Genomic DNA, 14537 nt, shown 5'->3' on the forward strand with positions numbered 1-14537 from the left:
TCAATAAAAAAAAGGCTGTTTGAACAAACGGACTTTACCTGAGTTCAAACAGCCCTTGATTGGGCACAATTTATGAAAATTATGCGTTATTCGCCTTAAATTCCTTTAATTTTTCGATTAACTGAGGTACTACCTCAAAGGCATCACCTACAATCCCATAATCTGCCGCCTTAAAGAAAGGTGCTTCTGGATCATTATTGATTACCACTTTTACCTTACTAGAATTAATCCCCGCAAGATGCTGAATTGCTCCAGAAATTCCTACCGCGATATACAAGTTAGTTGCAACAGGTTTTCCTGTTTGACCAACATGCTCTCCGTGAGGTCTCCATCCCATATCACTAACTGGCTTAGAACAAGCTGTAGCTGCTCCAAGAACATCCGCTAACTCTTCTATCATCCCCCAGTTCTCTGGACCTTTAAGACCTCTACCACCTGAAACTACAACATCTGCATCTGCAATAGAAACTTTATCTGTTGCCCTGTCAACTGATGTTACATTTACTGTGAAATCTTCATCTGATAATGATGGATCAAATCCTTCTACAGCTGCTGCTCCAGAAGCTTCTTTTAATCCAAATGCATTATTAGACAACCCTACTACCTTTACATCAGTTGCAATTTCAGTAATATTGAATGCTTTATTAGTAAAAGCTGTTCTTTTAACTGTAAAAGGAGAAACGTTTTCTGGCAATGCAACAACATTAGAAGCATATCCCGCATTAAGATTCACAGCTAACATAGATGCTAAAAACTTACTATCCGCGCTAGAACTAACTACCACAACTTTTGCACCTTCTTTTTCCGCTGCTTGTTTTAATGAATCTGCATACGCTTTTGCATTAAAAGTTGCTAACTTATCATTTTTAATTTCTAATACTTTATCTACTCCATAGTTTCCAAGCTCACTACTATCATCCGCATTAAAACTAACTGCTGTAACTGTAGTGCCAAGCATATTAGCAACCTCTTTTGCATAAGATGCTACTTCGAGGGCTGCTTTTTTGAATTTCCCTCCTTCACTTTCTGTGTATACTAAAACTGACATATATACTATTTTTTTTATGTTGAACCTATAATAAAATAGGTATTCATTTATATTATTATATTGCCTTAGCTTCGTTATGTAATAACTCTACTAACTGACCTACGTTATCTGGAGAAACCAAGGTAACCTCCCCTTTTGGAGCAGGTTTTTCGAATTTAACAGCTTTTGTTTCCTGAGCAGTTTCAATAGCTTCTACAACCGTTAGAGGTTTTTTACGTGCCATCATAATTCCTCTCATATTAGGAATACGAAGATCACTTTCTTCTACTAAACCTTTTTGACCACCAACAACAAGCGGTAATTTAGCTGTAGATGTTTCTTTTCCACCATCAATCTCGCGAATAGCAGTAGCTGTATCTCCTTCTACTTCTAATCCGATGCAAGTGTTTACAAAATTAGCTCCTGTAAGTGCAGCTAACATTCCTGGCACCATACCACCATTATAATCGATTGACTCTCTTCCTGCAATTACAAGGTCATATCCACCATCTTGTACTACTTTGGCTAATTGCTTTGCTACATAGAAACCATCGGTAGCCTCAGTGTTTACTCTAATTGCATTATCTGCTCCTATTGCAAGTGCTTTTCTTAATGTAGGTTCTGTTTCTGCACCACCAACATTTACAACATCTACAGATGCTCCTTGCTTTTCTTTAAACCACATAGCACGGGTTAATCCAAACTCATCATTAGGATTTATTACAAACTGTACTCCATTTGTGTCAAACTTAGTGTCTCCTTCTGTAAAATTAATTTTAGAAGTAGTGTCCGGCACATGGCTAATACAAACTAATATCTTCATTTTATATAGGTATTTTTTGAGAATTTAATAATAAAAGCGAAAGTACAAATAAAATGTCGAATTTACTATGCACGCATAGTAAATTTTTTAATTTTCAATGATTAGTAAAGAGTATTAATTGCTACTTTTGCCTTTCGTGTAGCACAAAAATAATTATTTTATAAATGAAAACGATACAATTCAGAGAAGCAATTTGCGAAGCAATGAGCGAAGAAATGCGCCGAGACGAATCTATTTATTTAATGGGTGAGGAAGTGGCTGAGTATAATGGAGCTTACAAAGCTAGTAAAGGTATGCTTGATGAGTTTGGTTCGGATAGGGTTATTGATACTCCTATTTCGGAATTAGGTTTTTCTGGAATTGCTATAGGAAGCGCCATGAACGGTAACCGTCCGATTGTCGAATATATGACCTTTAACTTCTCTCTAGTTGGTATCGATCAGATTATCAACAACGCAGCAAAAATGCGTCAAATGAGTGGTGGTCAATTTAATATCCCAATCGTTTTTAGAGGCCCTACAGCTTCAGCGGGTCAATTAGGCGCTACGCATTCTCAAGCATTTGAAAATTGGTTTGCTAATACACCAGGATTGAAAGTTGTCATTCCATCTAACCCAAAAGATGCTAAAGGTTTATTAAAATCTGCAATCCGAGATAACGATCCCGTTATTTTCATGGAAAGCGAGCAAATGTATGGAGATAAAGGTGAAGTACCAGAAGGAGAATACACCATTCCAATTGGAGTTGCAGAAACCAAAAGAGAAGGTAGTGATGTGACCATTGTTTCCTTTGGAAAAATAATTAAAGATGCCTACAAAGCAGCCGATGAACTTGCTAAAGAAAACATCTCTTGCGAAATTATCGACTTAAGAACAGTGCGTCCTTTAGATCTAGATGCTATTTTCACTTCAGTAAAAAAGACAAACCGATTAGTTATTCTTGAAGAGGCTTGGCCTCTTGCCAATATTGCTTCAGAAATCACATATCAGGTTCAATCTAATATTTTTGATTATCTAGATGCTCCTATTATAAAAATAAATACAGCTGACACTCCAACTCCATATTCGCCTGTTTTACTAGAAGAATGGTTACCGAATAGTCAAGATGTTGTTAAAGCTGTCAAAAAAGTGATGTATAAATAAAATGAACCCTTTTCTTTGCATTTGATAGTTTTCAGATTTTAATTCATTTTTCATAAATGTTGGCTCGAAATTTGATAACCTACTGTAGTTTACAAACATCAATGCTCAGGGCGCTTTTGAAATACTGAAAATTATATATTTAAAAATGTTTTGTTTTAAACTTTAATAGGAAGCTTAAAACAAAACATTTTTGAATTTGTCTGATTTGAAAGTAGGGTATTTATGTATTGATGTGTTTTAGATAAAAAATAACGACATTTAAATTGATTAAACGAAGTTAAATTTTAATACCAGTAATTAATATCAAAAAAAGAGGGCTTAGATGTTCCTTTTTTGATTTAAAACAAATTGAATTATTTCAATTAAAAAACTGGTCTAACGATGTTTAATCATAATTATTTAAAAATATTAGATGAGATATTGGGTTTTAGGGTTTTTATTTTTTGCTTTTAGCAACTCTTTCATTTTAGCACAGACCAAAGTAAGCGGTCACGTATACGATAGTAACAAACAAGCTGTACCATTTGCAAACATCGTTTTTGTAAACTCTACAATAGGAACCATTACAGATGAAAATGGTAAATTCTACATGGAGTCTGAACAAAACCACAACAGTGTTAAAGTCTCTTTTATTGGTTTTGAAACAAAAACAATAAAACTCTCTAAGCGAACTACTTACAATATGGAAGTGACTTTAGAAGAAGAAGCTGCATCTCTGGATGAAGTTGTTATATATAAAGGTAAGACTTCTAAAAAAAATAATCCTGCTATAGATATCCTTCGCAAAATTTGGGATAATAGACGTGAAAATGGGGTTAAAAAATTTAAACAATATAACTACGATAAATACGAAAAATTAGAATTTGACCTGAATACTATTGATAGTGCATTGATAAACAGTAGAATTTTTAATGGTATGGAATTTATTTTTGAAGACATTGATACTTCAAGAATAACAGGAAAAACATACTTGCCAATCTTTCTGAATGAGGCTATTTCTAAGGTATATGGCGACAATGAACTCAATGAACTCAAAGAAGTTTTACAAGGAAATAAAAATGCTGGTTTCAGCGACAATCAAACACTTATCGCTTTTGTAAAAGATTTATATTCTGATTATGACATCTACGATAATTATTTGAAGTTTTTTGACAAAAGTTTTACGAGTCCATTATCCAGAACCGGAATCAACGTATATAACTATGTACTTTCTGATAGCGCATATATTGGAGATAAATGGTGTTATAATATCATCTACTATCCTAGAAGAAAAAACGAACTTACTTTTAAAGGAGACTTTTGGGTAAACGATACAACCTGGGCAATTAAAGAAATTAATCTAGAAGTTACTAAAAGTGCTAATATTAACTGGGTAAAAGACCTATATATTGAGCAGGAATTTGATGTTCTTAACGATTCTATATTTTTAATTACAAAAGATTATTTTCAATCAGATTTCGCCTTCAATAAAAAAGAAAAGTCCAGAGGAGTATATGGTAAAAGGACTACGCTCTACGACAACTATAAATTCGATCAACAAAAAGGTAAAAAATTCTACCAAAGCCAAGTAGACCCTTATAATCAAGAAATTTATAATAGAGACGATTCTTTTTGGTCAAATGTCAGAATGGAGCAACTAAATAAAGATGAACAAAAAGTATATAAACTCCTAGATACCTTAAAAACAGTAAAGGCTTTTAAAAGGCTCTATAATATAGGGACTATATTAGCGACCGGATATGTAGAACTTAATGGTTGGGATTTTGGGCCTTTATTCTCTACCGTCGGTTACAATACCATTGAAGGATTTAGATTAAGAGCTGGAGGTCGAACATATTTTACAGCAAATGATCAATGGAGAATAGAAGGATATGGCGCTTATGGTTTTAGAGATAACAAGTTTAAATATGGAATTTCTGGAAAATATCTTGTAGACCGAAAATCAAGATTGATTGTTTCTGCCGGGAATCGAAGAGATGTAGAGCAGCTTGGTGCAAGCCTTACCAATACCAATGACGTAGAAGGTAGAAGTTTAGCATCTTCTTCTATTGTAGCAACAGGTGATAACAGTAGGTTGACTTCTATTAATCTATCAGCATTTTCCATGCAAATAGAGCCTAGAAAGAACTTTACTCTTGGAGTTACAGGATCTTTCAGAACATTAAAACCTGCAGATGGTGATCTATTTAGTTTAGATTTTATTGATCCTGATACTGGCGAAATAAAATCCGAGATAAAACAAGCTGAAATAGGAACCTCATTAGCATATTACCCAGGAAGAAAAACTACTGGATATGGCGTAGATAGAGTTACTGTTAACGATGGTGACTTTGCTCAATTATTCCTTAATTATTCTGTAGGTTTAGACCATATATTAGAAAGTGATTTTGAATATCAAAAACTTCAGTTTTTTTACAGACAACCTTGGAATATTGGTGGGTTTGGTGTCTTAAATAGTTCTCTCGAAGTAGGTAAGACTTTTGGAGAAGTACCGCTGGGATTATTAAGTGTAGTGCCAGGAAATCAAACATATCTATCCATTCAGAATACGTTTCCTTTATTAAACTTTTATGAATTTGTAACAGACACCTATGCAGCAGTGCATATGGAGCATAACTTTAATGGAAGAATTTTTTCTAGAATTCCATTTCTTAGAAAGTTAAATCTAAGAGAACTTGTAGGCGTTCGTGGAGTTTGGGGAGAATTATCTGATGAAAATATTGCTCTTGATGCCTCTGGATTTTTACAAAACGTTGGAGCTCCGAATGAAGAAATATATTGGGAATACAGTCTTGGTGTAGGGAATATTTTCAAAATATTTAGAGTTGATTTTCATTTTAGAGGAAATTACTTTGATAATCCTGATGCAAGAGATTTTGGTGTCACAGGATCGTTTGGGTTTTATTTCTAAAAATTCTAATGAATAAGTGATTTGATCTTAGATCAAATCATGCAGTTTTCGCAATTGTATCCTAAAAATTCATCAAATAATTTTTACGAAAAGGTTTTAGGTTACCATAACATTAATATTTAGTGTAAAAACTCATTATTTTTGGTTATAAATTTTAACCAACCCCTTGTATTACTTATCTTTGCCGCCCATAAAAATGAGAACAAGAATATGAGCGCAGCAACTCGCGAAAGTTTCGATGTACTAATCGAAATCCCAAAAGGAAGTCGTAACAAGTATGAATACGATTTTGATATAAAAAAGATCCGATATGATCGTATGATCTTTTCTTCTATGATGTATCCTGCCGATTATGGATTCATTCCTGAAACTTTAGCACTAGACGGAGACCCATTAGATGTATTAGTTTTAGTAACAGAACCAACGTTTCCAGGATGTGTAATGGAAGTAAAACCGATAGGAGTATTCCATATGGCTGATGAAAAAGGTCCGGATGAAAAAATCATTTGCGTACCAGTAGCCGATCCAATTGCTAGTAGATTAGCAGATCTTAAAGAAATGAACCCACATTTAATTAAAGAAATAGAACATTTTTTTCGAGTTTATAAGGATTTAGAGAAGAAAAAAGTTGATGTTGGTGGATGGGGAAATATAGATGAAGCAAAAGAAATCATCAAGGCTTGTGTTAAACGTTTTAAGGATATGCCAAATAAACCTGAAGGATTATTTAGTATTCAATAAAGTTCTATACAAAAAATAAATAAAAGCGCAATATTTTCTTATGAATATTGCGCTTTTTCTTTTTAGCTTTATTTTACTACATTTAGCGACTAATTAACTAAAAATACATTTAATGGAATCAAATATGATTTATATGCCAATTGTTTTGGCATTACTAGGGCTAATTTATATGCTTGTTAAAAAATCTTGGGTAATGAAGCAAGATGCAGGCGACGGTAAAATGAAAGAAATTTCAGATCATATCTACGAAGGTGCCTTAGCTTTCTTAAATGCAGAATATAAATTACTTGCAATATTTGTGGTAATAGTAAGCATATTGCTTGCTGTAGTATCATTTATAGTACCCACTACTCACTGGTTAATTGTAATCGCTTTTATATTTGGAGCTGTTTTCTCTGCTTTTGCAGGTAACATAGGAATGAAAATCGCTACAAAAACTAATGTAAGAACAACACAAGCTGCTCGTACTAGTTTACCAAATGCACTTAAAATATCTTTTGGAGGTGGTACTGTTATGGGACTTGGTGTAGCTGGTCTAGCTGTATTAGGGTTAACAGCATTCTTTATCTTGTTTTTTCACTTTTTTATGGGTGGAGAATGGACGAATACAATGGATATGACTATTGTACTTGAAACTTTAGCTGGATTCTCTCTTGGAGCTGAATCTATTGCATTATTTGCTCGTGTAGGTGGAGGAATTTACACTAAAGCAGCCGATGTAGGAGCTGATTTAGTAGGAAAAGTAGAAGCTGGTATCCCAGAAGATGATCCACGTAATCCTGCAACTATTGCGGATAACGTAGGTGATAATGTAGGTGATGTAGCTGGAATGGGTGCCGATTTATTTGGATCTTATGTAGCTACGGTACTTGCTGCTATGGTATTAGGAAACTACGTGATCAAGGATATGGGAGGTAATATTGCTGATGCATTTGGAGGTATTGGCCCAATCTTATTACCAATGGCTATTGCCGGTGTAGGTATCATTATTTCCATTATTGGTACTATGCTAGTAAAAATTAAAAGCAATGATGCTAAAGAATCTCAAGTAATGGGAGCACTTAATATCGGTAACTGGACATCAATAATCTTAGTAGCCGCAGCTTGTTTTGCATTATGTAAGTGGATGCTTCCAGAAACTATGAAAATGGAATTCTTTGGTGAAGGACTAGTTGAGATTTCTTCAATGCGCGTATTCTATGCGACTATTGTTGGATTAATAGTGGGAGCCGTAATTTCATCAGTAACTGAATACTATACAGGATTAGGAAAATCTCCTATTCTTAAAATTGTACAACAATCAAGTACAGGTGCCGGAACTAATATCATTGCTGGTTTAGCAACAGGTATGATTTCCACATTTCCATCTGTTTTATTATTTGCAGGAGCTATCTGGTCATCTTATGCATTTGCAGGATTTTATGGAGTAGCATTAGCAGCTTCCGCAATGATGGCAACTACAGCTATGCAATTAGCCATAGATGCTTTTGGACCTATATCAGATAATGCTGGTGGGATTGCAGAAATGAGTGAACAAGAACCAATCGTAAGAGAACGCACAGATATATTAGATTCTGTAGGTAATACAACTGCCGCAACAGGAAAAGGATTTGCAATTGCATCCGCTGCATTAACATCTTTAGCTTTATTTGCTGCTTATGTAACTTTTACAGGAATTGATGGTATAAATATATTTAAAGCACCAGTTCTAGCAATGTTGTTTGTTGGAGGTATGGTACCGGTAGTATTTTCTGCTTTGGCAATGAACGCCGTGGGAAAAGCAGCAATGGAAATGGTACAAGAAGTACGTCGCCAATTTAAAGAGATTCCTGGAATTATGGAAGGTACAGGAAAGCCTGAATATGATAAGTGTGTTGCAATATCTACTGAAGCATCTTTAAGAGAAATGATGTTACCGGGATTATTAACTATTGGATTCCCATTAGTGATTGCATTTGTTCCATTATTATTTGGAATGGATACATTAGCTATTGCAGAAATGTTGGGAGGATATATGGCAGGAGTAACTGTAAGTGGTGTATTATGGGCTATTTTCCAAAATAATGCTGGTGGTGCTTGGGATAATGCTAAAAAATCATTTGAAGCAGGTGTAGAAATTAACGGAGAAATGACTTACAAAGGTTCTGATGCTCATAAAGCTGCTGTAACTGGAGATACTGTTGGTGATCCTTTTAAAGACACTTCTGGACCGTCTATGAACATCCTAATTAAACTAACTTGTCTTATAGGACTTGTGATTGCACCAATTCTAGGAGGTCATACTTCTGAAACGGCAGTTGCAGATCAAGATACAGAAACAATTACAACTGTTAAGTCTGAAACTAAAGAGACTAAGGAAACCAAAGAAGTGAAAAAATTATCTTCCATTTCAGTGGAATCAAATGAAACTTCTTTAAAATAATTTTTAGCTAGAATAAACTAAAAAAACCTCGCTTATTAGCGGGGTTTTTTATCTTTATATCCTAAGAGATATTCCATGTTTAAAAAAAAACCATTACGAATCAATTCTTATCTAGGCTATGGAACCCAAACAAGGTTAAGAGCTATTGGTAGAGCGTTAGAGGATGAAAATTTAGATTTTAATGGAAACACCAAAACATTAAAAACATTACGCAATATCTATAGGCAATTTGAGAGTGATGAAATTCCTAATATCGGGATTGAATTAAAACTTTCTGACAAAGAACCCATCACCGCTACTACGGATGCCGAGGGATATTACCATTTTGATGAAGAATTCAATAATGCTATAACAGTTAATGAATCTGGATGGGTTTCTTATGAGGTCTCTTTCCATGAAAAACAAAAAAAACAAATAACCGATAATAACATTTTCAATGGCGAGATGCTCATTCCTTCGCCGAATGCGGCATACGGAATTATAAGTGATATTGATGACACAATTTTACATACCGGAGTTGCATCCTTACTTAAATGGAGGGTTATTGCAAACACTTTTTTTAAAAATTTTGATCGAAGATTACCTCTAGAAGGAACTGTTGAATTCTATCAAAAATTAAAATACGGCAAAGACACTCTCCCTGCTAATCCAATCTTTTATGTTAGTAACAGTCCATGGAACTTATATGACTATTTAACTGCTTTTCTTAAAAAACATAATTTCCCAAAAGGACCAATTTTACTAAGAGATTTCAGAACTCCATTTGATAAAACCCCTAAACCTACAGCTCCTCATAAACAATCGGAAATTCTCAGTTTATTGAATATTTATCCTAATTTAAAATTCATACTAATTGGAGATAGTGGAGAAAAAGATGCTGATATCTATACAGAAATTGCAAAGAAATATCCTGATAGAATTTTAGCTATTTATTTAAGGAGTGTAAATCACAAAAGAAGAGAAAAACGGATCATGAAAATCATAAATTCCTTCACAATTACTCCTATCCTACTTGTCCACTCTTCACAACAAGCTGAAGTACACGCACGACAACAAGGATTTATCAATTAATTTTTTAAACTTCTAACTTCCGAAGTAAGCACCATCATTGCGTCTTGCAACTGCTTTATACTCGCGGTGTCAGAATTAGCATCAATATTGAAGCTAAGCTTACTATTCACCTCCCAAATCTCTACAATTTGGTGTGTTTGAATTGTGTAAGGCAAATAATCCGTATTCAAAGAAATCAATGTTAACACAGATGAATCCTCATTTTTTCTAACTTTTTTCACAACCACACTGTCTCGCAATACTACGACATACAACGCATTACTTCTCAACTCAGAAAGATTATTTACTGCTTTTCCGATAACCCATTCTTTTGGTTCCAAGACAGGTAACATACTATCACCTTCTACCTGAAACCCTCTATAAGTAGCATTTCTGTATTCTGGGAGCGGTATATCAAAAGCCGGTAGTTGCTGATACCAATCCACATCCTGAACATTATGCGGATAACCAGCTGCAGCTTTGACATTTACGAGAACAATATTCTCATTGTTTTCAGAATCTACAGTAACAATTTTTGGTGCAACATCACCATTATGTAACTGAATTTTCTTTTGATCACTTTCACCAAACAACCAAAGAGGATTTACTCCAAATTCCTGAAGTAATCTAGAAACTACTTTTCCAGAAATTTTAGTTTTCCCTCTTTCTATATCCGCTGTAGAATTTTTAATATTCAAAATCCTTGCAAAATCAGATTGTGTAAAATGATTCTCCTCGCGAATTGATTTAAAACGTTGAATGGTTTGGTTAGTTAAATTATCCATACAACTACAATTTATTTATTAGCATAGATTCTTGTTACTATTATTGGGGATAATTATATAGCAAATATACTATTTTTTGGAATATTTCCAATTTTAACACAATTTCATTTTTATTTTAATGGAATATTTCCATAAATTTGGAAAAATTACTAGTTAACCATAATCCTATGAGATCACAAATCGTATTGCATCAACCGGAATCTGAAAAAATCATTAAATATTCATTGAATAATTCTATTCCTGCTACAGAAGAACTTTATAAGGCATTGACTGAAAAAGGATTTTATTTTCATCGAAATCATAAGGTTAACAATTATACTTTTGATTTTTATTGTCTTAAAACAAAAATTGCTATTGAGATAGACGGATATGCTCACGAATTTTCGGAGGTGTATAGCCAGGATGCTCCAAAAAAATTACATATTCATTCTTTAGGCATAACTGTATTGCGTTTTACAGATTATCAAATCCTTGTAGATATAGAAGAAATTTTCAGAGCGTTAAAACATCAAATAAAGCTATCAAACCAAAGTTCATATGTCGTTTGACCGCATAAGTGAAAAGCTTTCAATTCTTGCTGATGCAGCCAAATATGATGTATCCTGCTCCAGTAGTGGAGGAAAAAGAGCAAACTCACAAAAAGGTCTAGGTAATAATACAGGAATGGGCATATGTCATAGTTACACCGAAGATGGACGATGCGTATCTCTGCTAAAAATTCTACTTACCAATCATTGTATTTTTGATTGCGCATACTGCGTTACAAGAAAAAGCAATGATATAAAAAGAGCTGCTTTCAAAATTCAAGAAGTAGTTGACCTTACTATTAATTTTTATAGAAGAAATTATATAGAAGGTTTATTTCTAAGTTCCGGAATTTTTAAAAATTCTGATTATACTATGGAACGATTGATAGCCGTTGCGAAAAAACTTCGTCTAGAAGAAAATTTCAATGGTTATATTCATTTAAAATCAATTCCAGGCACAAGTGATGAACTCATGAGAGAAGCGGGATTATATGCAGATCGATTAAGTGTTAACATAGAGATCCCAACAGTATCAGGATTAAAACTTTTAGCTCCTGATAAGAAACACGAAGATTTCATTAAACCAATGAAAAAGGTAAAAAATGAGATCATTCAATATCGTAGTGAACATAAAATCATAAAGAACACACCAAGATATGCTCCAGCGGGCCAAAGTACTCAGATGATTATTGGAGCTACAGGAGAAAGTGACAGAGATATTATGTATTCGGCAACATATTATTACAAAAAATTTAATATGCGAAGGGTTTATTACTCTGGATATATTCCAATTACAACAGATGATCGTTTGCCCTCTATCAAGACAGAAGTCCCTATTCTTAGAGAAAATCGTCTATATCAAACCGATTGGCTGTTAAGATTTTACGGATTTTCTGTGAATGAATTATTAAATGATCAGCATAAAAATCTAGAACTGGACATTGATCCTAAATTAAGCTGGGCATTACGGAACTTAGAAATGTTCCCAATTGACATTAATAAAGCAGATAAGAGTATGCTTGCCAGAATACCCGGAATCGGCATGCAATCAGTTTCGAAAATACTACAAGCCAGAAGATTCAGAAAATTAGATTGGACTCATCTTAAAGCTATCGGTATTGCCTTAAACAGAGCTCAATATTTTATTACTTGCAACTCTAATAACTTTTTTCATCAGGATAGAACCCCGTTAAAGTTGAAAAATTTAATTATGAAGAATTCCAAGAGTAAAAGTGCTAAGTATTTCAGCAATCAATTAAGTCTTTTCTCATAAAAGTTTAGTACGAATCCACAAACCATTTTAATATATGACGGAAGTTTTGATGGATTTTTATGTTGCATTTTTACAGCTTATGAACAAAAAATAACATCACCCACTATTAGAAAAGAATCTGAAAGGAATAATCAGTTGTTTATCATTTCAGAAACAATATATACGGACAAAGTAAAAGCTGAAAGGGTTTGGAATGGTATTAAAAGTAAAATATCGCTATCTCAACAAAAAAACCTCTTTAAAGCTTTTTTAAGCGAAATTAAGGGAGTAGAAAACACATTATTTACCTATATAAAAAATATATTTAAGAAGCCTAATGCTACTAATATCGATTATAGTAACAAGGATATTCTCAAAATAAGTCAAGTAGCTAAAATGGTAGGCCGAGAGAAACATCGAATAGAAGCTTTTGTTAGATTTAAGCAAACTAAAGATGATATTTTTATTGCAACTATAGAACCTGACTTCAATGTACTACCCTTACTAACCCACCATTTTAAAGATCGATATGCAGATCAAAAATGGTTGATATATGATATGAAACGAGCATATGGAATATATTATAACCTTTATAAGACAGATATTGTAACCTTAGATTTCTTTTCAAAATCAAACACAGGTATAAACCAAGATGATTATGCTAATAATGAGTTAGATTTTCAAAATCTATGGTGTACCTATTTTAACAGTGTCAATATAAAAAGTAGAAAAAACACAAAACTACACGTACAGCATATCCCTAAGCGATATTGGAAATACTTGATAGAAAAAAACGATATCTAAAATAAAATGTTAAATTTGGCGTTCAATAACCCAATTAACTATATCTATCAATTATGAAAAGATTATTTTTAGGAGCAATTGCTCTAACGTTAGCAGTTTCAGTAACCTCATGTAGAGACACAAAAAAAGCAGAAGATGCTGCTAATGATGCTGTGGAAGAAGTAAAAGAAGCTGCTGAAGAAGCTAAAGAAGCTGCTGGTGAAGCGGTAGAAGAAGTAAAAGAAGCTGCTGGTGAAGTAGTAGATTCAGTAAAAGCTGCAGCTGGAGAAGCTGTAGACGGAGCAGTTGACGCTGCTACAGAAGCTGCTGGTGATGCAGTTGATGCGGCTACAGATGCTGCTGGTAATGCAGTTGACGCAGCTAAAGATGCAGTAAAAGATGGAGCTAATAAAGCTACTGATGCATTAAAAAAGCAATAATATACAACAGTATATATGTATAAACCATCCGCCTAGGCGGATGGTTTTTTGTTTTTAATCATGCCATTCTATCTTTTCTTCTATAGGTTTTCGCTTAGAAGTTACATCCTCTTCTTTATCATAATTTCCTATATATAAAAAGCCTAGACACCTTTCTCCTTCTTCAAATTCAAAAAAGTCACTCATATAATTAATCAATGCAGGACTGCTCCAATAGCATCCTACTTCATTTGCAGCACAGGTAAGCCACATATTCTGTACCGCCATAGAGGTTGCTGCAATTTCTTCCCATTCAGGAACGCGTTCCTTAATATCACGCTGCATGCAGATGACTATAATAGCACTAGCGGACTTGCACTTATTCTTAATTTTTTTATGCTTAAAAGGAGAAAAACTTTCATTCGAAGTAATGTCCGTATAAGTGTCTGATAAGAAATCACCTAGACGATCTTTTGCTGTTCCTTGAACAACCTTAAAGCGCCACGGTTCTGTCAATCGATGGCTAGGAGCCCAATTTGCATTTTCTAGTAAAATCTTAATAAACTCTTTGGAAACTGGTTTATCATTATATTGAGAAGGAAAAATAGCTCTCCGCTCTCTAATAATTTTATTTAAATACTCCTTATTCATACCT

At 33.8% G+C, this 14537-nt stretch carries 13 protein-coding genes; 9 read left to right on the top strand and 4 right to left on the bottom strand.

Annotated features, from left to right (window positions below):
- Positions 1 to 79: 79 nt before the first annotated feature.
- A complete protein-coding gene (locus tag Q0975_RS01265; RefSeq protein WP_299431937.1) occupies positions 80 to 1048 on the bottom strand; it encodes an electron transfer flavoprotein subunit alpha/FixB family protein in 969 nt (322 codons plus the stop codon).
- 55 nt (positions 1049 to 1103) lie between these two features.
- Positions 1104 to 1850 carry an electron transfer flavoprotein subunit beta/FixA family protein gene (locus Q0975_RS01270; protein WP_299431940.1) on the bottom strand — a complete coding sequence of 249 codons (747 nt, stop codon included), beginning with the start codon at positions 1848 to 1850 and terminating at the stop codon, positions 1104 to 1106.
- Between the two features lie 164 nt (positions 1851 to 2014).
- Between Q0975_RS01270 and Q0975_RS01275 the strand changes: the two genes are divergently transcribed.
- The 5 genes from Q0975_RS01275 to Q0975_RS01295 all read left to right on the top strand — a co-directional run bounded on the left by Q0975_RS01275 (position 2015) and on the right by Q0975_RS01295 (position 10137).
- Entirely contained in the window at positions 2015 to 2992 is a 978-nt protein-coding gene (locus tag Q0975_RS01275) for a pyruvate dehydrogenase complex E1 component subunit beta (RefSeq protein WP_299431945.1), read from the top strand.
- 412 nt (positions 2993 to 3404) lie between these two features.
- Positions 3405 to 5903 carry a DUF5686 and carboxypeptidase-like regulatory domain-containing protein gene (locus Q0975_RS01280; RefSeq protein WP_299431948.1) on the top strand — a complete coding sequence of 833 codons (2499 nt, stop codon included), beginning with the start codon at positions 3405 to 3407 and terminating at the stop codon, positions 5901 to 5903.
- A gap of 210 nt (positions 5904 to 6113) precedes the next feature.
- The gene (locus Q0975_RS01285; protein WP_299431950.1) at positions 6114 to 6644 is read left to right on the top strand and encodes an inorganic diphosphatase; all 531 of its coding nucleotides are present in this window, start codon (positions 6114 to 6116) and stop codon (positions 6642 to 6644) included.
- A gap of 112 nt (positions 6645 to 6756) precedes the next feature.
- A complete protein-coding gene (locus Q0975_RS01290) occupies positions 6757 to 9066 on the top strand; it encodes a sodium-translocating pyrophosphatase (RefSeq protein ID WP_299431953.1) in 2310 nt (769 codons plus the stop codon).
- A gap of 75 nt (positions 9067 to 9141) precedes the next feature.
- Entirely contained in the window at positions 9142 to 10137 is a 996-nt protein-coding gene (locus Q0975_RS01295; RefSeq protein ID WP_299431956.1) for a phosphatase domain-containing protein, read from the top strand.
- Here Q0975_RS01295 and Q0975_RS01300 read toward each other — a convergent pair.
- Positions 10134 to 10901 carry a LexA family transcriptional regulator gene (locus tag Q0975_RS01300; protein WP_299431960.1) on the bottom strand — a complete coding sequence of 256 codons (768 nt, stop codon included), beginning with the start codon at positions 10899 to 10901 and terminating at the stop codon, positions 10134 to 10136. The genes Q0975_RS01295 and Q0975_RS01300 overlap by 4 nt on opposite strands.
- Before the next feature lie 167 nt (positions 10902 to 11068).
- Here Q0975_RS01300 and Q0975_RS01305 point away from each other — a divergent pair, with 167 nt between their 5' ends.
- Genes Q0975_RS01305 through Q0975_RS01320 form a run of 4 tightly spaced genes read left to right on the top strand, consistent with a single transcriptional unit; the run spans position 11069 to position 13903 of the window.
- Complete coding sequence (locus tag Q0975_RS01305) at positions 11069 to 11449, top strand: DUF559 domain-containing protein (RefSeq protein ID WP_299431963.1); 381 nt, start codon at positions 11069 to 11071, stop codon at positions 11447 to 11449.
- Complete coding sequence (locus tag Q0975_RS01310; protein WP_299431966.1) at positions 11439 to 12701, top strand: putative DNA modification/repair radical SAM protein; 1263 nt, start codon at positions 11439 to 11441, stop codon at positions 12699 to 12701. Before Q0975_RS01305 ends, Q0975_RS01310 begins: the two co-directional genes overlap by 11 nt.
- Positions 12702 to 12731: 30 nt before the next feature.
- The gene (locus Q0975_RS01315) at positions 12732 to 13484 is read left to right on the top strand and encodes a TIGR03915 family putative DNA repair protein (protein WP_366888226.1); all 753 of its coding nucleotides are present in this window, start codon (positions 12732 to 12734) and stop codon (positions 13482 to 13484) included.
- A 53-nt stretch (positions 13485 to 13537) separates the two neighbouring features.
- On the top strand, positions 13538 to 13903 hold the full coding sequence (locus tag Q0975_RS01320) for a hypothetical protein (protein WP_299431969.1): 366 nt from the start codon (positions 13538 to 13540) through the stop codon (positions 13901 to 13903).
- Between the two features lie 54 nt (positions 13904 to 13957).
- Here Q0975_RS01320 and Q0975_RS01325 read toward each other — a convergent pair whose 3' ends face one another.
- Complete coding sequence (locus Q0975_RS01325; protein WP_299431972.1) at positions 13958 to 14533, bottom strand: nitroreductase; 576 nt, start codon at positions 14531 to 14533, stop codon at positions 13958 to 13960.
- Positions 14534 to 14537 lie beyond the last annotated feature (4 nt).

The sequence above is a fragment of the uncultured Aquimarina sp. genome, from assembly GCF_947500065.1.
Taxonomy (GTDB): Bacteria; Bacteroidota; Bacteroidia; order Flavobacteriales; family Flavobacteriaceae; genus Aquimarina.

Bases quoted from the DNA above. Each gene is read 5' to 3' on its own strand.
- Q0975_RS01300 (WP_299431960.1), bottom strand. From the start codon at position 10,901: ATGGATAATTTAACTAACCAAACCATTCAACGTTTTAAATCAATTCGC.
- Q0975_RS01285 (WP_299431950.1), top strand. From the start codon at position 6,114: ATGAGCGCAGCAACTCGCGAAAGTTTCGATGTACTAATCGAAATCCCA.
- Q0975_RS01305 (WP_299431963.1), top strand. From the start codon at position 11,069: ATGAGATCACAAATCGTATTGCATCAACCGGAATCTGAAAAAATCATT.
- Q0975_RS01320 (WP_299431969.1), top strand. From the start codon at position 13,538: ATGAAAAGATTATTTTTAGGAGCAATTGCTCTAACGTTAGCAGTTTCA.
- Q0975_RS01290 (WP_299431953.1), top strand. From the start codon at position 6,757: ATGGAATCAAATATGATTTATATGCCAATTGTTTTGGCATTACTAGGG.
- Q0975_RS01265 (WP_299431937.1), bottom strand. From the start codon at position 1,048: ATGTCAGTTTTAGTATACACAGAAAGTGAAGGAGGGAAATTCAAAAAA.
- Q0975_RS01325 (WP_299431972.1), bottom strand. From the start codon at position 14,533: ATGAATAAGGAGTATTTAAATAAAATTATTAGAGAGCGGAGAGCTATT.
- Q0975_RS01270 (WP_299431940.1), bottom strand. From the start codon at position 1,850: ATGAAGATATTAGTTTGTATTAGCCATGTGCCGGACACTACTTCTAAA.
- Q0975_RS01295 (WP_299431956.1), top strand. From the start codon at position 9,142: ATGTTTAAAAAAAAACCATTACGAATCAATTCTTATCTAGGCTATGGA.
- Q0975_RS01310 (WP_299431966.1), top strand. From the start codon at position 11,439: ATGTCGTTTGACCGCATAAGTGAAAAGCTTTCAATTCTTGCTGATGCA.
- Q0975_RS01280 (WP_299431948.1), top strand. From the start codon at position 3,405: ATGAGATATTGGGTTTTAGGGTTTTTATTTTTTGCTTTTAGCAACTCT.
- Q0975_RS01275 (WP_299431945.1), top strand. From the start codon at position 2,015: ATGAAAACGATACAATTCAGAGAAGCAATTTGCGAAGCAATGAGCGAA.